At 66.2% G+C, this 21,580-nt stretch carries 21 protein-coding genes; 10 read left to right on the forward strand and 11 right to left on the reverse strand.

Annotation, left to right across the window (positions count from 1 at the left end):
- Window positions 1–6: 6 nt before the first annotated feature.
- Window positions 7–534, reverse strand: coding sequence for a gamma carbonic anhydrase family protein (locus tag ACXDF8_RS08700; protein WP_457222846.1), 528 nt, complete (start codon window positions 532–534; stop codon window positions 7–9).
- A gap of 119 nt (window positions 535–653) precedes the next feature.
- On the opposite strand from ACXDF8_RS08700, the gene ACXDF8_RS08705 reads away from it, so the two are divergent.
- Both ACXDF8_RS08705 and ACXDF8_RS08710 read left to right on the forward strand, forming a co-directional pair.
- Complete coding sequence (locus ACXDF8_RS08705) at window positions 654–1,796, forward strand: 3-ketosteroid-9-alpha-monooxygenase, oxygenase component (protein ID WP_457222847.1); 1,143 nt, start codon at window positions 654–656, stop codon at window positions 1,794–1,796.
- A 2-nt stretch (window positions 1,797–1,798) separates the two neighbouring features.
- A complete protein-coding gene (locus ACXDF8_RS08710; protein ID WP_457222848.1) occupies window positions 1,799–2,257 on the forward strand; it encodes a hypothetical protein in 459 nt (152 codons plus the stop codon).
- Window positions 2,258–2,337: 80 nt separating this feature from the next.
- Here ACXDF8_RS08710 and ACXDF8_RS08715 read toward each other — a convergent pair whose 3' ends face one another.
- The 3 genes from ACXDF8_RS08715 to ACXDF8_RS08725 all read right to left on the reverse strand — a co-directional run bounded on the left by ACXDF8_RS08715 (window position 2,338) and on the right by ACXDF8_RS08725 (window position 5,456).
- Entirely contained in the window at window positions 2,338–3,474 is a 1,137-nt protein-coding gene (locus tag ACXDF8_RS08715; RefSeq protein WP_457222849.1) for a sulfotransferase family protein, read from the reverse strand.
- A gap of 67 nt (window positions 3,475–3,541) precedes the next feature.
- Window positions 3,542–4,324: an SDR family oxidoreductase gene (locus ACXDF8_RS08720; RefSeq protein WP_457222850.1), complete on the reverse strand. Its 783-nt coding sequence runs from the start codon at window positions 4,322–4,324 to the stop codon at window positions 3,542–3,544.
- Between the two features lie 4 nt (window positions 4,325–4,328).
- Entirely contained in the window at window positions 4,329–5,456 is a 1,128-nt protein-coding gene (locus tag ACXDF8_RS08725; RefSeq protein WP_457222851.1) for a hypothetical protein, read from the reverse strand.
- Window positions 5,457–5,589: 133 nt separating this feature from the next.
- Here ACXDF8_RS08725 and ACXDF8_RS08730 point away from each other — a divergent pair, with 133 nt between their 5' ends.
- A complete protein-coding gene (locus tag ACXDF8_RS08730; protein WP_457222852.1) occupies window positions 5,590–6,504 on the forward strand; it encodes an IclR family transcriptional regulator in 915 nt (304 codons plus the stop codon).
- A 20-nt stretch (window positions 6,505–6,524) separates the two neighbouring features.
- On the opposite strand, the gene ACXDF8_RS08735 is transcribed toward ACXDF8_RS08730, so the two are convergent.
- Genes ACXDF8_RS08735 through ACXDF8_RS08750 form a run of 4 tightly spaced genes read right to left on the reverse strand, consistent with a single transcriptional unit; the run spans window position 6,525 to window position 11,481 of the window.
- A complete protein-coding gene (locus tag ACXDF8_RS08735; RefSeq protein WP_457222853.1) occupies window positions 6,525–8,612 on the reverse strand; it encodes a RecQ family ATP-dependent DNA helicase in 2,088 nt (695 codons plus the stop codon).
- 31 nt (window positions 8,613–8,643) lie between these two features.
- Window positions 8,644–9,732 (reverse strand): 4-hydroxy-2-oxovalerate aldolase, encoded by a 1,089-nt coding sequence (gene dmpG / locus ACXDF8_RS08740; protein ID WP_457222854.1) that lies wholly within the window; start codon window positions 9,730–9,732, stop codon window positions 8,644–8,646.
- Window positions 9,729–10,682 carry an acetaldehyde dehydrogenase (acetylating) gene (locus ACXDF8_RS08745; protein ID WP_457222855.1) on the reverse strand — a complete coding sequence of 318 codons (954 nt, stop codon included), beginning with the start codon at window positions 10,680–10,682 and terminating at the stop codon, window positions 9,729–9,731. Before ACXDF8_RS08745 ends, dmpG begins: the two co-directional genes overlap by 4 nt.
- 13 nt (window positions 10,683–10,695) lie before the next feature.
- Complete coding sequence (locus ACXDF8_RS08750) at window positions 10,696–11,481, reverse strand: 2-keto-4-pentenoate hydratase (RefSeq protein ID WP_457222856.1); 786 nt, start codon at window positions 11,479–11,481, stop codon at window positions 10,696–10,698.
- A 153-nt stretch (window positions 11,482–11,634) separates the two neighbouring features.
- Between ACXDF8_RS08750 and kstD the strand changes: the two genes are divergently transcribed.
- The 7 genes from kstD to ACXDF8_RS08785 all read left to right on the forward strand — a co-directional run bounded on the left by kstD (window position 11,635) and on the right by ACXDF8_RS08785 (window position 19,012).
- Window positions 11,635–13,347 (forward strand): 3-oxosteroid 1-dehydrogenase, encoded by a 1,713-nt coding sequence (gene kstD / locus ACXDF8_RS08755; RefSeq protein WP_457222857.1) that lies wholly within the window; start codon window positions 11,635–11,637, stop codon window positions 13,345–13,347.
- Window position 13,348: 1 nt separating this feature from the next.
- A complete protein-coding gene (locus tag ACXDF8_RS08760) occupies window positions 13,349–14,209 on the forward strand; it encodes an enoyl-CoA hydratase ChsH3 (protein ID WP_457222858.1) in 861 nt (286 codons plus the stop codon).
- Between the two features lie 78 nt (window positions 14,210–14,287).
- The gene (locus ACXDF8_RS08765; RefSeq protein ID WP_457222859.1) at window positions 14,288–14,620 is read left to right on the forward strand and encodes a hypothetical protein; all 333 of its coding nucleotides are present in this window, start codon (window positions 14,288–14,290) and stop codon (window positions 14,618–14,620) included.
- A gap of 539 nt (window positions 14,621–15,159) precedes the next feature.
- Window positions 15,160–15,984, forward strand: a complete 825-nt coding sequence (locus ACXDF8_RS08770; protein WP_457222860.1) for a class I SAM-dependent methyltransferase — start codon at window positions 15,160–15,162, stop codon at window positions 15,982–15,984.
- Window positions 15,981–16,868: a lysophospholipid acyltransferase family protein gene (locus ACXDF8_RS08775; RefSeq protein WP_457222861.1), complete on the forward strand. Its 888-nt coding sequence runs from the start codon at window positions 15,981–15,983 to the stop codon at window positions 16,866–16,868. Before ACXDF8_RS08770 ends, ACXDF8_RS08775 begins: the two co-directional genes overlap by 4 nt.
- 52 nt (window positions 16,869–16,920) lie before the next feature.
- Window positions 16,921–18,309 (forward strand): glycoside hydrolase family 27 protein, encoded by a 1,389-nt coding sequence (locus ACXDF8_RS08780; RefSeq protein WP_457222862.1) that lies wholly within the window; start codon window positions 16,921–16,923, stop codon window positions 18,307–18,309.
- Window positions 18,310–18,358: 49 nt separating this feature from the next.
- Window positions 18,359–19,012, forward strand: coding sequence for a DedA family protein (locus tag ACXDF8_RS08785; RefSeq protein WP_457222863.1), 654 nt, complete (start codon window positions 18,359–18,361; stop codon window positions 19,010–19,012).
- A 19-nt stretch (window positions 19,013–19,031) separates the two neighbouring features.
- Here ACXDF8_RS08785 and ACXDF8_RS08790 read toward each other — a convergent pair whose 3' ends face one another.
- Genes ACXDF8_RS08790 through ACXDF8_RS08800 form a run of 3 tightly spaced genes read right to left on the reverse strand, consistent with a single transcriptional unit; the run spans window position 19,032 to window position 21,567 of the window.
- Window positions 19,032–20,201, reverse strand: a complete 1,170-nt coding sequence (locus tag ACXDF8_RS08790; RefSeq protein ID WP_457222864.1) for a 17-hydroxy-3-oxo-4-pregnene-20-carboxyl-CoA lyase — start codon at window positions 20,199–20,201, stop codon at window positions 19,032–19,034.
- On the reverse strand, window positions 20,201–20,611 hold the full coding sequence (locus ACXDF8_RS08795) for a MaoC family dehydratase (RefSeq protein WP_457222865.1): 411 nt from the start codon (window positions 20,609–20,611) through the stop codon (window positions 20,201–20,203). The genes ACXDF8_RS08790 and ACXDF8_RS08795 overlap by 1 nt, the downstream gene beginning before the upstream one ends.
- On the reverse strand, window positions 20,593–21,567 hold the full coding sequence (locus ACXDF8_RS08800) for a bifunctional MaoC family dehydratase N-terminal/OB-fold nucleic acid binding domain-containing protein (RefSeq protein WP_457222866.1): 975 nt from the start codon (window positions 21,565–21,567) through the stop codon (window positions 20,593–20,595). Before ACXDF8_RS08800 ends, ACXDF8_RS08795 begins: the two co-directional genes overlap by 19 nt.
- Between the last annotated feature and the right edge of the window lie 13 nt (window positions 21,568–21,580).

The raw sequence follows: 21,580 nt of genomic DNA on the forward strand, positions 1-21,580 counted from the left end.
GCTGCATCACTCGACGGGACCGAATCCCGTCCGATAACGCTGGGCGAGGTCCTGGTACGCCTTCGGGTTGAGGTTCACCCACACCTCCGCACCGGTGCCGGCGATCGGGCCCCGTACCGTCGCGGGCGCCCCGGCCACCAACACCTCGTCGGGGATCCGGGTGCCGCCGACCACCAGCGAGTGGGCGGCGATCATGCTGCGAGCCCCGATGACCACACCGTCGAGCACCGTGCAGTGGTTGGCGATCACCGCGTGCGCACCAAGATGCGCCCCGTGGACAGTGCACATGTGGGCGATCGTCGCGCCGGGGCCGACGTCGACCGGGATGCCCGGCGGCGCGTGCAGCACCGACCCGTCCTGGACATTGGCGCCCTCCCGGACCACGATCGGCGCGAAGTCACCCCTCAGTACCGTGTTGAACCACACCGAGGCGCCGGCCTGCACCGTCACATCGCCGATCAGCACGGCCGTCGGCGCGACGAAGGCGGTCGGGTCCACCCTGGGTGACCGGCCTTCGAACGAATACAGCGGCATCGTCCAGATATACCGCAAGCCACTAGGCAATCCGCAGGTAAGCGCAGCTCTCGTTGCGCGATCCCACGAAAAAACTGTAACGTGTTCTAGTTAGAACACTATTGAGTGGAGGCGTCCAGGTGACAACCGGCATTCGCGAGATCGACACCGGCACCCTGCCGGACCGGTACGCCCGGGGCTGGCATTGCCTGGGACCGGTCACGAACTTCCTCGACGGCCAGCCCCATCCGATCGAGGCGTTCGGCACGAAACTGGTGGTGTTCGCCGACTCCAAGGACGAGCTGCATGTCCTGGACGCCTACTGCCGACACCTCGGCGGCGACCTGTCGCAGGGCACCGTCAAGGACGATGCGCTGGCCTGCCCATTCCACGACTGGCGCTGGGGTGGTGACGGGCGCTGCAAGCTGGTGCCGTACGCCAAGCGCACCCCACGGCTCGCGCGCACCCGGTCCTGGGAGACCGACGTGCGCAGCGGGCTGCTCTTCGTCTGGCACGACCACGAGGGCAATCCCCCGCAGCCCGAGGTGCGGATCCCGGAGATCCCGGAGTACACCGGCGGCGAGTGGACCGACTGGAAGTGGAACTCGATGCTGATCGAGGGATCCAACTGCCGCGAGATCGTCGACAACGTCACCGACATGGCGCACTTCTTCTACATCCACTTCGGTCTGCCGACCTACTTCAAGAACGTCTTCGAAGGCCACATCGCCTCGCAGTACCTGCACAACGTCGGGCGGCCCGACGTCACCCTGGGTGGCTCGGCCTATACCGAGTCGCACCTGGATTCCGAGGCGTCGTACTTCGGGCCGTCTTTCATGATCAACTGGCTGCACAACAACTACGGCGGCTTCAAGGCCGAGTCGATCCTGATCAACTGCCACTACCCGGTCACACAGGACTCATTCGTGTTGCAGTGGGGCGTGATCGTCGAGAAGCCCAAGGGCATGGACGATTCGATGAGCGAGAAGCTTTCCGATGCCATGGTCACCGGTGTCAGCAAAGGCTTCCTGCAGGACGTCGAGATCTGGAAGCACAAGACCCGCATCGACAATCCGCTGCTCGTCGAGGAAGACGGCGCGGTGTACCAGATGCGCCGCTGGTATCAGCAGTTCTACGTCGACGTCGCCGACGTGACGCCGGACATGACCGACCGCTTCGAGTTGGAGGTCGACACCGCACCGGCCAACGAGAAGTGGCGGGTCGAGGTGCAGGAAAACCTCAAGAAACAGGCCGATTCCGAAGGACAGCCGACCCAGGTGTGACTATGAGCCCCGAGGAATCGCCCGACGTCGACGATCTGGCGCGGTCCATGCTCGAGCTGCTCGGCGTACACGAGCACGACGAGCCGCACTCACACGACGAGGGCGCGCCCGGATCCTGGTCTAAGGCACCGGACTTCGCGTCCGACCCCGACCGAGCCGCCGCCGTGCACGAGGCCACTCGCCGCGACCGCGAACGGTATCTGTCCGCCGGCCTGGTCGACGTCGACTGCCGGTACTGCCATGTCGCGGTGAAGGTCAAGAAGCTCGGCGTCGCGCACACCGCGGTGCAGTGGAGCGGCGAGGCTCAGCAGCGCTGCGCCTATTTCGCCGAGATCCGGGCCTCCGGTGGGTCGAGTGCCCGAACCCGGTCATGTCCCAAGCTGTCGGACAGCATCAAGCACGCTGTCGCCGAAGGCTGTCTGGAGGAGTACTCCAGTGCTCCCGCCCCCGGCGACGGCTAGCCTGCCCTCCCCCGCCCAAACCGACACTTCGCCGCGAAAGTGCGAGTACATCGCTGCATTTCGTCGATCTCGGCGCAGAACTACAGCCCCTGGAAGCGCTCCTTGACCTGCTCCTCGGTCAACCCGTAGTCGGCCAGCGAGTAGGTGTGCTTGGGCGCCCTCGGGCCCTGCTTGCTCTCCTCGTCGGTGGCCTGGATCGCCGCACGGGCGTCATCGGTCATCTCGATGCCGAAGGCCGCGTAGATCTTCTCCACCGTGCGGATCGGCTCACGGATCAGCTCGAAGTAGTCGACGTCGTAGAACTGCGCCGAATCATGCTTGGCCCGTTCGGTGTTGAATCGTTCCAGACCGCGCGACCAGGTCTCCAGCGAATCGGCACCGATGACATCGCCTTTGAAGGTATTCGACCAGCCTGTGGTGGTGTGCTGGGCCAGCGAGCACATCGAGGCCATGATCGTCTCGGCCGGGCGATGACACTGGATGACCAACGCGTCGGGGTATGCGGCGAACACCGCGTCGAGTGCGAACAGATGACTGGGATTCTTGAGCACCCAGCGCTTCTCGGGTTCGTTGAGTCCGATCAGCTGCAAGTTCTTGCGATGCCGCAGGTACGACTTCGTCCAGTCCTGGCGGGCCAGCCACTGCGCATACGTCGGCACATGGGCTAGTGTCTCGTAGGAAACCGAGTGCAGCGACTGCCGCAACAGCTGCCAGCACTCCTCCACCTCGTCGGCGGTCATGTAGTGCAGGCCGGTGTAGTCGGGGTTCTCGTCGTGGGCCTTCTTGAACCGGGCGTCGAGCTCGGCGAAAACGGGATTCTGCGGCCAGGTTTCGCGTGGCGGGCGGGGCTGGGGGAACTCCGCGAGCCACAATTCCAGCCCCTGATGGCGGGGGTCGCCGCACAACAACCGGTGCAGCGCCGTGGTACCGGTGCGCGGCAGGCCGGTCACGAAGATCGGCCGCTCGATCGGCACGTCGGTGTGCTGCGGATACTGTTTGAAGGCCGCCTCGGACAGGAGCCTGGCCACCAGCGCATTGCGCACGAAGAACCGGTGCATCTTGCTGCCGAGCTCGGTGAGGTCGGCCTCGGTGCGAAACGATTCCAGCAGCACACCCAGCGCTTCTCGGTAGTTGTCGTCGTCGGTGCCGAAGTCGTCCATCCCGGTGGCCTTGCTGGCCGACGCGAGCAGGCTTTCGACGCTGAGAAAGTCACTCATAGTTCTTTCACCTCACTGGCTCCGGTCCTCGCTCGTACCTCGCTGCGATCCTCACTCGCTCCCACCATCAGTTGTGGTACTCCCCGCAGTTCACGTCCAGCGTCTGGCCGGTGATGCCGTTGGACAGGTCGCTGGCCATGAACAGGATCGCCGAGGCCACCTCGTCCTCGGTGGGCAGCCGCTTGAGATCGCTGTTGACCGCGGCGGCCTTGTAGATCTCGTCGACGGTGGTGCCGTACTTGCCGGCTTGATGTTCGAAGTAGCCCTGCAATGTGCCACCCCAGATATAGCCGGGAAGAACGGAGTTCACCCGGATACCCTGCGGACCGAGCTCGCTGGCCAGCGACTCCGACATGGCCAGCAATGCCGCCTTGGCCATCTTGTAGGCGCCCTGCTTGGGGTCGGAATGGCGGACGACCATCGAATTCACGTTGACCACCGATCCTTTGGCTTCGGTCAGCGCCGGGGTGAACCCCTGAATCATCCGCAGCGCACCCAGCACGGTGAGTTCCAGCGTGTCCCGGATGTGGTCGAACGAGGTGTTCCCGAACGGCTTCATCGACGGCACCTTGAACGCGTTGTTGATCAGGACGTCGACCTTGCCGTAGGCGTTCAGCGTCTCCGCGACCAGGTTGTCCACCTGCGCGTCGTCGGTGATATCGGTGCCGATCGACACCGCCTGCCGGCCGAGATCGGTGATCTGCTTGGCTACGTCCTCGAGGCGGGAGACGGTGCGTGCCGCCAGCACCAGGTCAGCGCCCTCCTCGGCACATCGGCGCGCCAGCGTCGTTCCCAGCGCCGGACCGACGCCACTGATCACCACGACTTTGTTCTCCAGCAAGCCCGCCATGACCTTATCCCACCATCCTGTTGCCAATGAGCTTCTGGCGCAGGGCGATCCGCTCACGCCAGCCTTCTTCGGAGATCTTGTTGTGTTCGTAGTAGGGCAGCGCGCCCGCGACGGAGTCGAGGTCCACCAGTTCCAAGGCGGGGCCGTCTGCCTCGGTGAGCTCCCGCGACACCCGCTGCCAGCGGAACTGCAGATATCCCTTGCCGTGTCCGAGCGTCTCGACCCAGTTGGTAACGCCCGGATTCGCGTCGGCGACCACGATTCTGATCTTGCCGTCCGGATCTGCCTGCGCCTGAGTGCCGTTCAACGAGGTCTGATGGTTGATGTAGTCCAGCGAGATGTACCACAGGCTGCCCAACTGGAAGCCCAGGTAGGGGGCGTCGGTCACCGGCAACGTGAGGATCAGCGCCTGATCGGGCGCGAGGTCGTAATGCCCCACCGAGGAGTACTGGGTGGCCAGCCCACCCGGCGTGAGCCGCGGGGCGGTCAGCGTGTTCACCGGCAGGTTGTCGTAGAACCACTTGGGGAACTGCAGCCACGTCTTGACGCGTTGCACCAGCTGCTTACCAGCTGTTGCCCAACGCTTTTCGATGAGTTCCTTGGACAGCGGCGGCGGCGCGGTACCCGCGGTGTCGGTACGCGCGATGGCAAAGCTGCCGCGCTGCGCCGACCAGTCGTTGTAGACCTCGCGAATGACCAGCTGCGCATTGCTCTTCGGGGTGAAGCGCCATTCGAAGGTGCCGTCGGCGGCGATGTCGAGCTTGCGGTCGTCGAACGCGGTCTCGCTGTCCGGCACGTTGTCGTCGGTGTATTCACCGCCGAGCAGCTGGAAGCTGACGTCGGTGGTGGTGCCCCGGGTGCCGGTGACGACGTACTCGTGGCCGGCTACGACTCGGGTGCCGAAGTACATGGTGTCCGGGTTGTCCAGGCCCATCTTGGTGAACGGTCCGGTACCGGAGTGCAGGAACGGATGGTCGCGGTCGTAGTCGAAGGCGACATGGGTGCACGCCGCGACACAACCGGCCAGATACTGCAGACCCTCCAGCAGGTCGGCCTCGGTCTCAATGAACGGCGCTTCGGCGACGAGCCGTTCCGCCTCGGCTATAGCCTCGGCCAGGGGTTGCGTGTACATCGACCGCCTCGCGTTTCATTGTTTCAATATTGGACCGCATCGGTACGTTCTGTGAACAGAGACTAGAACGCGTTCTAATGTTGCGTCAACCACGCCGCGGTCCATATCTGGACCGAGCAGGTAGGATTTTGCAATGCCGGAGCCGCACACGTCAGGTCGGTCGTCGCCCCCCACCCAGCGGGTGGTGGCCATCCTGGACTTCCTGGCCAAGCACCCGCACGACCGCTTCGGCCTCTCGGAACTGGCCCGCCGGCTCGACCTCGCCAAGCCGACCTGCCTCGGGATCGTGACGACGTTGGCCGAGTCCGGATACCTGGTTCGCGACGCCACCGACAAGACCTACCGGCTCGGGCCCAGCCTGATCACGCTGGGCCACATCGCCCAGGAATCGCTGCGGGTCAACCCCGCCGCCCGCTCCGAGTTGACCCGGCTGTCCAGTACGTTCACCACCACGGCGGCGCTGGCCGCGGTGGTCGACGACCGCATCACGCTGCTGGAACTGGTGGGGCCACCCGGCTCCGACGTCGGGGTGCGGGTCGGTCAGAGCTACCCGTTCGCCCCACCGGTCGGTCTGATGTTCGTGTTGTGGGACGACGAGGCCCTGCGCACCTGGCTGAACAAGACACCGACTATCCCGCTGCGCACCGACACCCAGCGCCTGGACCGGGTGGTCGCCGAATGCCGGACATCGGGGTATCTGGTCGAGCGCCTCACGCCGGCGGGGCGACGGCTCTACGCGATGATGGCCGGCATGTCGAGCACCCTGCCCGACGAATTGCGCGCTTTGCTGGGCGAACTCATCTCCGACATCGGCGAGCGGGTCTACCTGCGCAGTGAGTCGGACGTGTCCGGACCCCGTCAGCGCCACGACGTCAGCGTCATCTCCGCACCGGTCTACGACCACCACCACCGGCAGGCGATGACGGTTTCACTACAGATCGGCAGGGCACTGACGGACGCCGAAATCGCCAAGCACGCACGCGGATTGGTGGCCGGTGCCGACGCCCTGACCGCCCAGCTCGGCGGTTCCAAGCCGGCGTGGGGCTGACCACAGCTCGCCGATGACGATCAGCTGGTAGCGGCCAGCACGAACGGCAGCACCGCGGGTGCGCCGGCGTCTCGCACCACCCGGGCAGCCATCGTCAATGTCCACCCGGTGTCGGTCAGATCGTCGACGAGCAGCACCGGCCCACCCCCGGCCGCGATGGCCGACGGATCCGGGACCGACCACGCACCGTCGAGGGCGGCGACCCGGTAGGCGGAATTCGCCGCGGTGACCGGCCGGTGCCCAGCGGCATAGTGCAGTACGCCGAGGTCGCTCAACCGGCCGAGCCGGGCCAGCTCACGCGCGAGGGAGGCGATCAGCACCGGATGCGTGGCCGAGTCCAGGGCCAGCACCGCGGTCGGTCGGGTCGACCAGTTCCAGGCGGCGAGCACCTTCACCGCGGCCTGCACCAGATCGGGTGGCGCGTCGGCGTCGGGTTCGTCGAGCAGGCGTCGCAACCGGGGACCCCACCCGAGGTCGGTCAGTCGCCCGATCGCCCGGCCCGGATCGGGACCGTCGGTGATGCGCCCGCTCAGGGCGACGCTGAGCTTGTTCAGCCCGGATGGCCACTGTTTGCGCGGGGTGATCTCCACGCCGGGACGCATCAGCCGTTCCTGAACAAGCGCCGCCGCATCGTCGTTCACCGCGGCACCGTAGCGGGCACCCGCGCAGTTGTCACAGCGGCCGCACCGCTCGCCGTCGGTGAGGTCGGGGTCGTCGAGTTGCCTGCGCAGGAACGTCATTCGGCATTCGTCGGTGCTCTGGTAGTCGAGCATCGCCTGCTGCTCACGACGGCGGGCCTCGTCGAGCTGGCGGTACCGGGCCTCGTCGTAGTCCCAGGGTTGGCCGGTACCCACCCATCCGCCCTTGACCCGTCGCACCGCACCGTCGACATCGAGCACCTTGAGCACCATCTCCAACCGAGTGCGGCCCAGGTCGACCAGCGGCTCCAGCGCGGGCGTCGACAGCGGACGCTCGCCATCCAGCTCCCGGATCACGGTGCGCACAATGGCTTCCGAGGGAAATGCCACCGACGCGAAGTACCGCCACACGTCCTGGTCCTCCCGGCCGGGCAGCAGCACCACCTCGGCACTGTCCGTCGAGCGGCCGGCACGCCCGACCTGCTGGTAGTACGCGATCGGCGAGGACGGCGCTCCGAGGTGCACGACGAAGCCGAGGTCCGGTTTGTCGAATCCCATCCCCAGTGCCGAGGTGGCGATCAGCGCCTTCACCCGGTTACCGAGCAGATCGGCCTCGAGTTGTTCGCGCTCAGCGGTTTCCGTCGACCCGGTATAGGCGGCCACCTCATGGCCACGCTCGCGCAGCAGTGCGGCCACGTCGTGCGCCTGGGCGACGGTCAGCGTGTAGACGATCCCCGAACCGGGCAGCGAATCCAGGTGCTCGGCCAGCCAGGCCGTGCGCTGCGCACCGCCGCCGGCCGAAACCACCGACAACCGCAGCGACTCCCGGTCGAGCCCGCCGCGCAGCACCAGTGTGTCTCGGCCGCCGACTCCAAGTTGGGCCGCGACATCGTTGACGACCCGGTCATTGGCGGTGGCGGTGGTCGCCAACACTGGAACGTCCGAACCGAGTTCGGCGATCAAGGTCCGGATCCGCCGATAATCGGGCCGGAAGTCGTGACCCCAGTCCGAGACACAGTGCGCCTCATCGACCACCACCAGTCCCGCATCGGCGGCCAGCGCCGGCAGCACGGTGTCACGGAAGTCGGGGTTGTTCAGCCGTTCCGGACTGACCAGCAGGACGTCGAGGTCACCGGCATTGACCCGCTGGTGAATCTCGTCCCACTCGGTGACGTTGCCCGAGTTGATGGTGGCCGCGCGCACGCCGGCACGGTGGGCCGCGGCGACCTGGTTGCGCATCAACGCCAGCAGCGGCGACACGATGACCGTCGCACCGCGCCCCCGCTCGCGCAGCAGCTTGGCGGCGATGAAGTACACCGCCGACTTGCCCCACCCGGTGCGCTGCACGACCAGCGCCTGGCGGCGCTGCACTACCAGCGCTTCGATGGCCGTCCACTGGTCGTCACGCAGCACCGCCGCGGGGCCCGCCAACTGTTCGAGGATGGCCTGGGCGTCGGCTCGTGTGGTCATGCCCCCAATCGTGCCCGGGGGCAGTGACACGCTACTTGGCGGCCGCTGAAGCAGTCCCCGAGTCGCTGCGCTCCTGCCCGCCGGCAGCCTGCTCGCGCTGGATCTCCAGCGCGATGTCGATCAGCTGATCCTCCTGGCCGCCGATGAGCTTGCGCTGCCCGGCCCGGTGCAACAGCTGATGGGCCGGCACACCGTAGCGCTCGGACTGGCGGATGGCGTGCTTGAGGAAGCTGGAGTACACCCCGGAGTAGCCCATGATCAGCGCATTGCGGTCGAGCAGGCACTCGGCCGGCATGGCCGGGGCGACGACCTCTTCGGCGGCGTCGGCGATGTCGAAGAAGTCGATGCCGGTCTTGACGCCGATCTTGTCGAACACCCCGATCAGGGCCTCCACCGGTGCGTTGCCCGCTCCGGCACCAAACCGGCGGCAGCTGCCGTCGATCTGCTTGGCGCCGGCGCGGACGGCCTCGATCGAGTTCGCGACGCCAAGCCCGAGGTTTTCGTGGCCGTGAAAACCGACCTGGGCGTCGTCACCGAGTTCGGCGACCAGCGCCGCCACCCGATCGGCCACGCCTTCAAGCACCAGGGCACCTGCCGAATCGACGACGTAGACGCACTGGCAGCCGGCGTCGGCCATGATCCGGGCCTGCTTGGCCAGCTTCTCCGGCGGGATCGTGTGGCTCATCATCAGGAACCCGACGGTCTCCAGCCCGAGTTCGCGGGCCAGCCCGAAGTGCTGGATCGAGACATCGGCCTCGGTGCAGTGGGTGGCGATCCGGCAGATCGAGCCGCCGTTGTTCTGGGCTTCCTTGATGTCTTCCTTGGTGCCCACGCCGGGCAGCATCAGGAAGGCGATCTTGGATTCCTTGGCCGTCTCGGCGGCCAGCTTGATCAGCTCCTGCTCCGGGGTCTTGGAGAACCCGTAGTTGAAGCTGGACCCGCCGAGCCCGTCACCGTGGGTCACCTCGATCACCGGCACGCCTGCGGCGTCCAGGGCGGCGACGATGGCGCCGACTTCGTCCTTGGTGAACTGGTGGCGCTTGTGATGACTGCCGTCCCGCAGGGAGGTGTCCGTCATCCGGACGTCCCAACTGGCATCGAACCAAACTTCTGCACTCATGCTTGCGCTCCTGTTGCCAGTGAAGACGACGATGTAGACAGTGACCCCACGCCGGCCAGCTCTTTGGCGATCTCCTCGCCGACCTTGGTGGCCGCGGCGGTCATGATGTCGAGATTTCCCGCGTACGGCGGCAGGTAGTCGCCGGCGCCCTCGACCTCCACGAACGTGGTGACGAGGAAGTTGCCCCCATTGACGACTGACGGTTCGTCGAACTGCGGCTCGTTGAGCAACCGGTACCCGGGTACGTAGGTTTGCACCTCGGCCACGACGTCCTTGATGGATTGGACGATGGCGTCCCGGTCAGCGTCCTCGGGGATCGCGCAGAAGATGGTGTCGCGCATGATCATCGGCGGATCGGCCGGGTTGAGGATGATGATCGCCTTACCGCGTTTGGCGCCGCCGATGACCTCGACGCCCGCGCTGGTCGTCTTGGTGAACTCGTCGATGTTGGCGCGGGTGCCCGGACCGGCCGAGGCCGACGACACCGACGCCACGATCTCGGCATAGGGCACATCCACAACGCGGCTCACCGCGTACACCATCGGGATGGTGGCCTGGCCGCCGCAGGTGACCATGTTGACGTTGGGTGCGTCCAGGTGCGCGCGCAGGTTGGCCGGCGGGATGACGCCGGGGCCGACGGCGGCCGGGGTCAGGTCGATCGCGCGGATGCCGGCTTCGGCGTAGCGCGGCGCGGCGGCCTTGTGCACGTAGGCGCTGGTCGCCTCGAACACCAGATCCGGCTTCTCCGACTGCGCCAGCAGCCAGTCGACACCTTCGTGGCTGGTCTCCAGGCCCAGCTTGCGGGCGCGCGCCAGGCCTTCGCTGGCCGGGTCGATGCCGATCATCCAGCGCGGCTCCAGCCACTCCGAGCGCAGCAGCTTGTAGAGCAGATCGGTGCTGATGTTGCCCGACCCGACGATGGCGACGGACTTCTTGGCCGTTGCGGCCATGTGAACGCTCCTCTTACTCGAATGACAACCGGACTGAACCCAGACCGGTGAAGTCGGCGACGAACTGGTCGCCGGGGCGGGCGTCGATGGCCCTAGTGCACGAACCCGGCAACACGATGTCACCGGCTTTGAGGCGGACGCCGAAACTGTCGACCTTGCGGGCCAGCCAGGCCACCGCGGTGACCGGATTGCCCAGCACGGCGTCGCTGCGGCCCTCGGCCACAACTTCACCGTTGCGGGTCAACACGGCCTGGATGGCTCTGATGTCCACGTCCTTGGGCGAGACCCGCTCCTTGCCCAGCACGTAACCGGCTGACGAGGCGTTGTCGGCGATGGTGTCGCACAACGCGATCTTCCAGTCCTTGATCCGGGTGTCGATCAGTTCGATGGATGGCGCGAACGCCGCGGTGGCGGCCAGCACGTCGTCCTCGGTGCAGCCGGCTCCCGGCAGGTCGTCGGCGAGGATGAACCCGACTTCGACCTCCACCCGCGGGTACAGGAAGCGCCCGGCCGGCACCGGGGTGCCCTCGAAGACCTCCATGTCGGCGAGCAGATGGCCGTAGTCCGGCTCGTCGACGCCCATCATCTTCTGCATCGCCTCCGAGGACAGGCCCACCTTGTGGCCCACCACCCGGGCGCCCTCGGCGACCCGCTGGCGGATGTTGATCAGCTGGATCTCGTAGGCGTCGACCACGTCGATGTCGGGGTGATTGGCGGTCAGCGGAGTCATCGGGACACGGCTGCGCTCGGCCTCGGCCAGTTCGGCGGCCAGCTCTTCACGCGTCACAACGCTCAGCATTACCCGGAATCCCCTCTCGGCATGACCGGGGCGAACGGCACCCGGTGCGGGTGATTCTAGTGCTGTCCGGAACCCCGTGGGGTAAGCGTTCCGCTGATCGGAAGGGCAGGGTCAGTAGCGCCCGGACGGGGCAATTCTATAACGTGTTCTAGTATGACAGCTCAGGAGTTCGACGTCGTCGTCGTCGGAAGCGGCGCCGCAGGTATGGTGGCCGCACTCACCGCCGCCCACCAGGGACTATCGGCGGTCGTCGTCGAGAAGGCGCCGCACTTCGGCGGCTCGACGGCCCGATCGGGCGGCGGAGTGTGGATCCCCAACAACGAGATCCTCAAGCGCGATGGTGTCACCGACACCAAGGAAGCCGCGCGCACCTATCTACACACCATCATCGGCGACGTGGTCGAGCCGGAACGGATCGACACCTATCTGGAGCGCGGGCCCGAGATGCTCTCGTTCGTGCTCAAGCACACCCCGCTCAAGCTTTGCTGGGTGCCGGGCTACTCGGACTACTACCCCGAGGCACCGGGCGGGCGACCAGGCGGGCGTTCGGTCGAACCGAAACCGTTCGACGCCAAGAAGCTCGGACCCGACGAGAAGTTCCTGGAGCCGGCATACGGCAAGGTGCCGCTCAATGTCGTTGTCATGCAGCAGGACTACATGCGCCTCAATCAGCTCAAGCGCCACCCCCGGGGTGTGCTGCGCAGCCTGAAGGTCGGCGCGCGCACCGTGTGGGCGAACGCCCGCGGGAAGAACCTGGTGGGGATGGGCCGCGCCCTGATCGCGCCGCTGCGAATCGGGCTGCGCCAGGCCGGCGTCCCGGTGCTGCTGAACACCGCCCTGACCGACCTCTACGTGGAGGACGGCGTGGTACGCGGCGTCTACGTCCGCGACACCACCGGGCCTGAAGCCGCTGACCCGCAACTGATCCGAGCCCGCCGCGGGGTGATCCTCGGCTCGGGCGGCTTCGAACACAACGAGCAGATGCGCGTCAAGTACCAGCGGGCGCCGATCACCACCGAGTGGACGGTGGGTGCGGTCGCCAACACCGGTGACGGCATCGTGGCCGCCGAGAAGCTCGGCGCGGCACTGGAATTGATGGAGGACGCCTGGTGGGGACCGACTGTCCCGCTGATCGGCGCGCCGTGGTTTGCGCTGTCGGAGCGCAACTCGCCCGGCTCGATCATCGTCAACATGTCGGGCAAGCGCTTCATGAACGAGTCCATGCCGTATGTCGAGGCCTGCCACCACATGTACGGCGGCCAGTACGGCCAGGGTTCCGGCCCCGGTGAGAACGTGCCGGCCTGGCTGGTCTTCGACCAGCAGTACCGTGACCGCTACATCTTCGCCGGACTGCAGCCCGGACAGCGTATTCCGAAGAAGTGGATGGAATCCGGCGTGATCGTCAAGGCCGACACCCTTGCCGAGCTCGCGGAGAAGACCGGACTGCCCGCCGATTCGTTCTCGGCGACGGTTGAGCGGTTCAACGGGTTCGCCCGCAGCGGCGTCGACGAGGACTTCCATCGCGGCGAAAGCGCGTACGACAGGTACTACGGCGATCCCACCAACAAGCCCAATCCCAACCTCGGCGAGATCAAGCACGGACCGTTCTACGCGGCGAAGCTAGTACCCGGCGACCTGGGCACCAAGGGCGGTGTCCGCACCGACGTCAACGGCCGGGCACTGCGTGACGACGGCTCGGTGATCGAGGGGCTGTACGCCGCCGGTAACGTCAGCTCCCCGGTGATGGGGCACACCTATCCCGGCCCGGGTGGCACCATCGGTCCGGCGATGACCTTCGGCTACCTGGCGGCACTCGACATCGCCGGAGCCGCTGGGTCGGCGACATCAGACACCGGGAAGGGATGACATGCCAATCGATCTCGATGTCGCGCTCGGTGCTGAGCTGGAGCCGATCGAGTTTTCCTGGACGAGCAGCGACGTGCAGCTCTACCACCTGGGACTGGGCGCGGGCTCGGACCCGATGAACCCGCGCGAATTGCGCTATCTGACCGACGGCACCCCTCAGGTGCTGCCGACGTTCAGCAGCGTGGCGGCCAGCTTCCACATGACCGAGGCGCCGACGGTGAAGTTCCCCGGCATCGACATCGAGCTGAGCAAGGTGCTGCACGCCAGCGAGGCGGTCACGGTGGCGGCGCCGCTGCCGCCCAGCGGCACCGGGCGGTCGGTGCAGAAGTTCACCGAGATCTGGGACAAGGGCAAGGCCGCGGTCATCGTCAGCGAGATGACGGTGACCGATCCCGCGGGCAACCTGCTGTGGACTACCAAGCGGTCGATCTTCGCCCGCGGCGAGGGTGGTTTCGGCGGTGAGCGCGGCCCGTCGACCTCGGTGGCGGCACCGGATCGTGCGCCGGATTACGAGATCTCGATCGCGGTGTCACCGCAGCAGGCGCTGCTCTACCGAATGTGCGGCGACCGCAATCCTCTGCATTCGGATCCCGAATTCGCCTCCGCCGCAGGCTTTCCGCGACCGATCCTGCACGGGTTGTGCACCTACGGCATGACCTGCAAGGCCCTGGTCGACACGCTGCTGGACGGCGATGCAGCCCAGGTGAAGACCTACGGGGCGCGCTTCGCCGGGGTGGTATTCCCGGGCGAGACCATCAAGGCCAGCATCTGGAAGGAGGACGGCCGCTTCGTCGGTACCGTCACCGTTCCGTCGCGCGATGACGCCGTGGCGCTTTCCGACGTGGAATTCGTCCCGGCCTAGTTGCGGCCGCCGCCGCGTGTCGCCGGGCTTCCAAAACCTGGGGCCTGCTCGGGGACATCAGGCGCAAGCCGAGCCCGTATGAAGCGTTCACCGCTAAGTTCCACGACCACTTCCGGCGCGCGGTTGATGGACCAGGGCATCCACTTCTTCCAGGGCTTCGACCTGACCTTCAACTACGAAGATTCGTTCCTGGCCACGATGGTCGCCGGCGGCCACGCCGTGGTCGTCGGCGACGGGGTTGGCATGGGTGTGCACAGCCCAGGGCGAGCCGCAGTTCGCCAACCGCCTCTCGGCCGGCACCGGGCTGCTCGACGCCGCCCAGGCGGCCATGCAGCTGCCCGACATCTCACCGGATCCCCATGGGACGGTGGCATTCTGGGGCTGGCTGACCGGCGGACAGGTAGCTGTTGATGGGGACGCTGACCGACCGCGGGATGCACATGGCGCAGTGGTCGAGTTACATCTGCCCGGTGCAGTCGGTAGCCGACTTCGGTTTCCGGCACTTCTATTTCCCCGGACGACACCGGATGGTTCAACGTCGACCCGGCCCAGCTGTTCGGCAGCGGTCCGGCCAAGAGCCGGCTCGCTGCACAGAACCTCGGAACACTAAAAACAACTGGGTCGGTGTATATCTCGATAAACAGATATGACACGTTCAACCCGTACCAAGCGTCGGTGGATCTCGCCAACCAATGGGCTTCGCTGGGGGCGGACGTGCAGTTGTGGACCAACGAGGAGCCGCCGTTCCTCAACAAGGCATCGGTGAACACGCCGCTGCCCTACTTCGTGGACGGGGAACGTTCCATGCAGTGGGTGGCCGACCGGTTCAACGCACCCCTCTGGCGTGAGTTCGCGGTTGGCGGTATCGGAAATCACAGCCAAGACTTAGACACACGAACTAGTTCGTTCGGTACCCTGGCCGTATCGCACTCGCAGCCAGGGAGGCCGTCATGCCCAACGTAGACACTTTCGAGCCGGACATCTCGACGATGCCCCGCGGGGGCCCCAACGCCTCGTGGCTGGACCGGCTGCTGCAAACCGACACGCTGGAATACCTCGACCGTGACGACGTCGCCGACGAGCTCAAGCAGAAGGTGATCACCGGGCTGGACGCGATAGGCACCAGGACCGGTCAGCACGAGCAGCACGCCCGGCTGGCGCTGGAGGTGGTCGGCGACATCGAGGCCCCCCGCATCCTCGAGCTCGGCGCCGGACACGGCAAACTCTCGGCGAGCATCTTGGAACTGCACCCGCAGGCGACGGTGACCGCCAGCGACCTCGACGCGACTTCGGTGGCCAACATGGCAGCCGGCCCGCTGGGCCAGAATCCTCGTGCCCGCACCCAGGTGGTCGATGCCACGGCCATCGACGCAGCTGACAACTCCTACGACCTCGTGGTGTTCGCCCTCGCGTTCCACCACCTTCCGCCGGTGACGGCCTATCGGGCGATCGCCGAGGCAACGCGGGTCGCCACCAAATTCCTGGTCGTCGATCTCAAGCGGTCGTCACCGGTGGGCATGCTGTTCACTCCCCTGGTCATGGCTCCGGTGTCGCTGGCTCTGATCCCCCCGTCCTCGATCATCCCCGTGATGCACGACGGGTTCATCAGCATGCTGCGGGCCTACTCACCGGAGGCGCTGCGCGCCCTGGGCAAGGCGGCCGATCCAGACATGAACGTCGAATTCCGCGAGCAGTCTTCGAGACTCGGCGGGGCGCCGATGACGGCCGTGTTCTCCAGGCCCACGAGCGACAAGACGGCGGAGCACACCCGATGAGCGCCGTGGCCGACCTCGACAAGATCATCGACCAATCGCCGCGAGTACGCACCCTCAAAAAGGCACTCAAAACAGCGGCCGACCTCGCCGGGCCCGCGATGGATCTCTACCGTCCCTACGTCGACGGCCTGGACAATCTTCCACGCGACGGACGTTTCCTGTTGGTAGGCAACCACACCCAGACGGCCAATGCCGAAGTGATGCTGTCCTCGTACTTTGTGTACCGCCACCTCGGCCGCCGGGTACGACCGCTGGCCGAACGGGGGATGGGCCGGGCACGCGGTGTCGTCGGTGACCTGATGGCCGCCTACGGCGGCGTCGTCGGCTCACCCGCGTCGGCGCAGGAACTCATGCGACACAACGAGACAATCCTGGTCTTCCCCGGCGGCGGCCGCGAGATCGGCAAGTTCAAGGGCGAGGAGTACCAGCTGAAGTGGCAGCGCCGTGCCGGTTTCGCCCGCGAAGCCATCGCCGGTGGCTACCCGATTGTGCCAATGGGCCTGGTCGGCGGTGACGACATCTACCGCAGCATCGTGACCCGCGACAGCCTCCTGGGACGGTTGAACCGAACCGTCAGCGAGAAGCTCAGCGGCAAACAGGACATGGTGATGACGCCGCTTGTCCTGGGCTGGGGCCCCACCCTGATTCCCTCGCCGCAACGGATGTACCTGAGGTTCGGGGATCCGGTCGACACGACGAAACCAACGGGCGTCTCCGACGACGAATGGATCTCGTCGGTCAAGAAAGCCACCCAGACCGCGTTGGAGGGCATCCTCGCCGACCTTCTCAAGATCAGGGAGAGCGACCCCTACCGTCACCTCAACCCGCTGGCCCGCCACCGCGCGGTGCAGCCCGCGGCTGTCTCCGATACCAACGACGTCTGACGCGCGACGACGCGGCACCCGACCCGTTCGTTCGAGCACAGGAGATACCGGGTTGTCTCGATTTCTGTCCACCGTCACCGCCGTCGCGGCGGCGGGCGCTTTCGCGGTCAGCGCGTCTGGATGTGAGCGGCAGGTGAACCTCACAGTCACCGCGCCCGAGCAGATCATGGGGTGGAATTCGTGGAACTCCGGGATCGAGCTGACCGAGCAGTCGGTGTTGCAGACCATCGACGCGATGGTCTCGTCGGGAATGCGCGACGTGGGCTACCGCTACGTCAACCTCGACGCCGGATGGGCCGCCGCGACGCGCGACGACAACGGTGACCTGGTCGCCGACCCGATCCGATTCCCCCACGGCCTGGCCCCGGTGGTGCGCTACGCCCACGATCGGGGTCTGCTGTTCGGGCTGTACTCGAGCCCGTTCGGCCAGACCTGCGGTCAGGGGACGGCAACGGCGAGCCTCGGGCACGAAAAGCGCGACGCTGCAACGTTTGCCGCCTGGGGCGTGGACTTCCTCAAGTACGACTGGTGCCGCAACGACGCCGACCACAACGACCAGGTCAACGTGTTCGGCGCGATGCGTGCCGCGCTGGACGCCACCGGGCGCAAGATCGTCTACAGCATCAACCCGAATAGCTCCGACGACCCGGCGGCAGGAACCCGGTACGACTGGTCGGGTGTCGCCGACGTCGTCCGCACATCGGGTGATCTCCTGCCGGTGTGGCGTTACGTCCTGCCGCCCCAGGGTCCCGACGACCCGTTCGTCCACGGGGGATTCAACGGCGTGCCTGATCAATTCGCGGCGGCGCTGACGGCAGCCGACCACATCAGCTATCGCGGCGACCCCGACATGCTTGTGGTCGGCGTGAGCTGGAAGGAATTCTTCGACAATCACCGCAAACTGATTCTCGACAGCGTCCAGTCCGGGGCGCTGGCACCGGAGATGCTCGCCGCGCTGAAGCCGATGTTGTCCATGCCGGCCGCTGCGTTGCAGTGGATCACCGATGCCCAGCCCAGCCTGACCGAGGATGAACAACGTACCCACTTCTCGCTGTGGGCCATGCTGGGGGCCCCACTGATCGCCGGTAACGACCTGCGCTCGATGTCGCCGCAGACGGCAGCGATCCTGACCAATCGCGCAGTCATCGACGTGGATCGCGACCCGCTGCGGGTTCGCCCCACGATGGCTGATCATGACCCACACATCTGGTTCAAACCGCTGTCCGATTTCTCGGTTGCCGTTGCTCTGCTGAACATTTCGGATGCGCCGGTCGATCTGAGAACCAGTGCTGCCGAGATCGGGCTGCCGGCAGCACCCTGCTACACCGTGCACAATCTGTGGACCGGATCCACGACTTCCACGTCCGGCTTCCTGTTCGCGCCAGCGCTGCCCGCGCACGCCGTCGCGCTGTTACGGGTGAGCGCGGGATGCGCTTCGTGACATCGATGCATGAGTCGCCCGACGAGCCGCCGGTTGTGCGATGCCACCGATGATCCAGCTGCCCGAGCTGCCCGGGGGCCCATTGTTCTACCTGGCAGTGGCGCTCATCGTCATGCTGTCGTCAATACCGGTGCTGGCCGCGATCGTGGCGGTCGAACCTGTCGTGATCGCCGTGGCGCTGCTGGCCTCACCACACCACCCACTGAGCGCCCTGGTGCTCGTGATGATTGCCGGAGCGATAGCCGGCGACTCGCTGAGCTACGCATTGGGCCGCCGTTATGGCCCGAAGTTGTTCTCGGCGAGAATCATCCGGCGGTCACGCAGAAAGTTGGTCGGGACACACCGGCGCGTGCGCGACCAAAGAATGCTCAACTCGATGCTCACCCAACGTTGGGTTCCACCGGCCAGGGGTGTGGTACCCACGCTCCTGGGCGCCAACCGGCGCCACTTCCCTTCGTTCCTGGCCTGTTCGGCGCTGGCGTCGAGTGTGTGGGCTCTGGCGCTCGTGGTCGGCACCCACGTCGGCGGTCCGCACCTGATATTCACCGTCGCGACGGTGATGCTGGCATGGCAGGCCTTCGGGCTGATCCGGCGGTTGATCCGGCGCTTGAGTGCCCGGCGCCAAACTGCCCCGCCCACCCACAGCCGCCCTGACGAGACGCACGCCGTGACGCATGAGGCACCCATCGATCGCGCCGGATGACGCTCGACGAAAGATGTCGCTAGCCGAGGATCAGACCGGAGGTAGGCACGCCGGTTCCGGCGGTGACGAGCACATGCTCGACATCGGGTACCTGGTTCACGGAGGTGCCGCGCAGCTGGCGCACGCCCTCGGCGATGCCGTTCATGCCGTGGATGTAGGCCTCACCCAGCTGACCGCCGTGGGTGTTGATGGGCAGGCGTCCACCGATCTCGATTGCTCCGTCGGCGATGAAATCCTTGGCCTCGCCCCAGCCGCAGAACCCCAACTCCTCCAACTGGATCAGGGTGAAGGGCGTGAAGTGGTCATAGAGGATCGCGGTCTGGATGTCGGTCGGCTTGAGACCGGACTGCGCCCATAGCTGCTTGCCGACCAGACCCATCTCCGGCAGCCCGTCCAGTTCGGGACGGTAGTAGCTCACCATCGAATACTGGTTCGGGCTGGAGCCCTGCGCAGCTGCCTCGATGACCGCCGGACGGTGCTTGAGGTCCTTGGCCCGCTCGGCGGACACCACAACGATGGCCACACCGCCGTCGGTCTCCTGGCAGCAGTCCAGCAACCGCAGCGGCTCGGCGATCCACCGGGATTCCTGATGCTCCTCAATCGTGATCGGCTTGCCGTAGAAGTACGCCTTCGGATTGTTGGCGGCGTGCTTGCGGTCAGCCACCGAGATCGCACCGAAGTCCCGGCTGGTCGCCCCCGACAGGTGCATGTAGCGCTTGGCGATCATCGCCACCTGCGCGGCCGGCGTGGATAGACCGTGCGGGTAGGAGAACGAGTTGTCCACACTGGTGGAGTCCGCACCCTGGATCAGCCGCAGCTGCACCTGGCCGAACCGCATACCCGAGCGCTCGTTGAAAGCTCGGTATGCCACAACGCAATCCGCCACACCGGTGGCCACCGCGATCGCGGCCTGCTGGACCGTCGCACACGCCGCGCCGCCGCCGTGGTGGATCTTGGAGAAGAACTTCAGGTCACCGATACCCGTCGCACGAGCGACGGCCACCTCGGTGTTGGAGTCCATGGTGAAGGTCACCATGCCGTCGACGTCGGCGGGTGTCAGACCTGCGTCGTCGAGGGCGGCCGTCACCGCCTCGGCGGCCAGCCGAAGTTCGCTGCGTCCGGAGTTCTTGGAGAAGTCCGTGGCACCGATACCGGCGATGGCCGCTTTTCCCGAGAGCTCACCGGGCATCAGGCGTTTCCTCCGATGGTCAACGTCGACGTCGCGATCACATGGTCGCCGAGGCTATTGCTGCCAACAACTTTCACGGTGATCACACCGTCCTCGACAGCGGTCACCTCGCCTTTGAACGTCACCGTGTCGTAGGCGTACCACGGCACACCGAGGCGCAGACCGATCGTCTTGATGATCGCGTTCGGCCCCGCCCAGTCGGTGATGTAGCGCTGCACCAGGCCGGTGTCGGTGAGGATGTTGACGAAGATGTCCTTGGACCCCTTGGCCTGTGCCTTGTCCCGGTCGTGGTGGACGTCCTGGTAATCGCGGGTGGCGATGGCCGTCGACACGATGAACGTGGGATCGCCGTAGAGAGCCAGCTCGGGCAACGTGGTGCCCACCTCAACACTCATGCGTCGGGCTCCCATGCGTACAGGGTCCAGGCCGGCCCGTCCTCACCGGCCGGGAAGTCGATATACGTTGCGTGAACAGGCATTCCGATCTCCACCTTCGAGTGGTCGACGTTGCGCAGCTCGCCGAGCATGCGCACGCCCTCCTCGAGTTCGACGAGCGCGATCACGAACGGCACCGTGCGGCCGGGCACCTTGGGTGCGTGGTGCACCACGAAGCTGAACACCGTGCCGTTGCCGCTGGCGACGACGTAGTCGGCCGGTGCCTCTTTGTCCGCCCACAGCGCGGGGACCGGTGGGTGCTGCAACGTCCCGTCCGGGCGCTTCTGCACGCGCAGTTCGTGCGCGTTGACACCATCCCAGAAGAATTGGGTGTCCTTCGACGGCGCGGGTCGCATCATGAACGCCGGATCCAGATCGTCCGGAACGGACGAAGCAGCCGATGGCGCCTTGTCCGCAGGGATGAACTTCATGATGCGCCACATCATTTCGGCGACAGGTTCTTTCTGGTCGTCGCCCCCGTACCAGGTGATCTTCTGCGTGATGAAGAAACCTTCACCCAGTGCCGTCGTCTTGGGGCCGACGACATCGGTCAGCTCCGCACTGACACTGACTTCTTCGCCCGGACGCAGGTAGCGGTGGTAGGTCTGCTCGCAGTTGGTGGCGACCACACCGATGTAGCCGGCCTCGTCGAACAGCGTGATGATCTTGCCCAGCGGATCGTCGTCGGGACGCACACCGCCAAGGCCCATCATCGTCCAGACCTGGATCATGGCCGGCGGGGCGACGGTGCCGGGGTGGCCCGCATCCTTGGCGGCCGCCTCGTCGACGTAGATCGGGTTCTGGTCGCCGATGGCATCCAGCCAGTGGTCGATCATCGGCTGGTTCACCGGATGACGGCCGACACGCGGCTTGCTCTTTCCGTCGGCCTTCACCTTCTCCGCGGCCGCGCGGATGTCGTCAATCGCGCTCATGGTTGTCCGTTCT

This window comes from Mycolicibacterium sp. CBM1 (genome assembly GCF_054073305.1).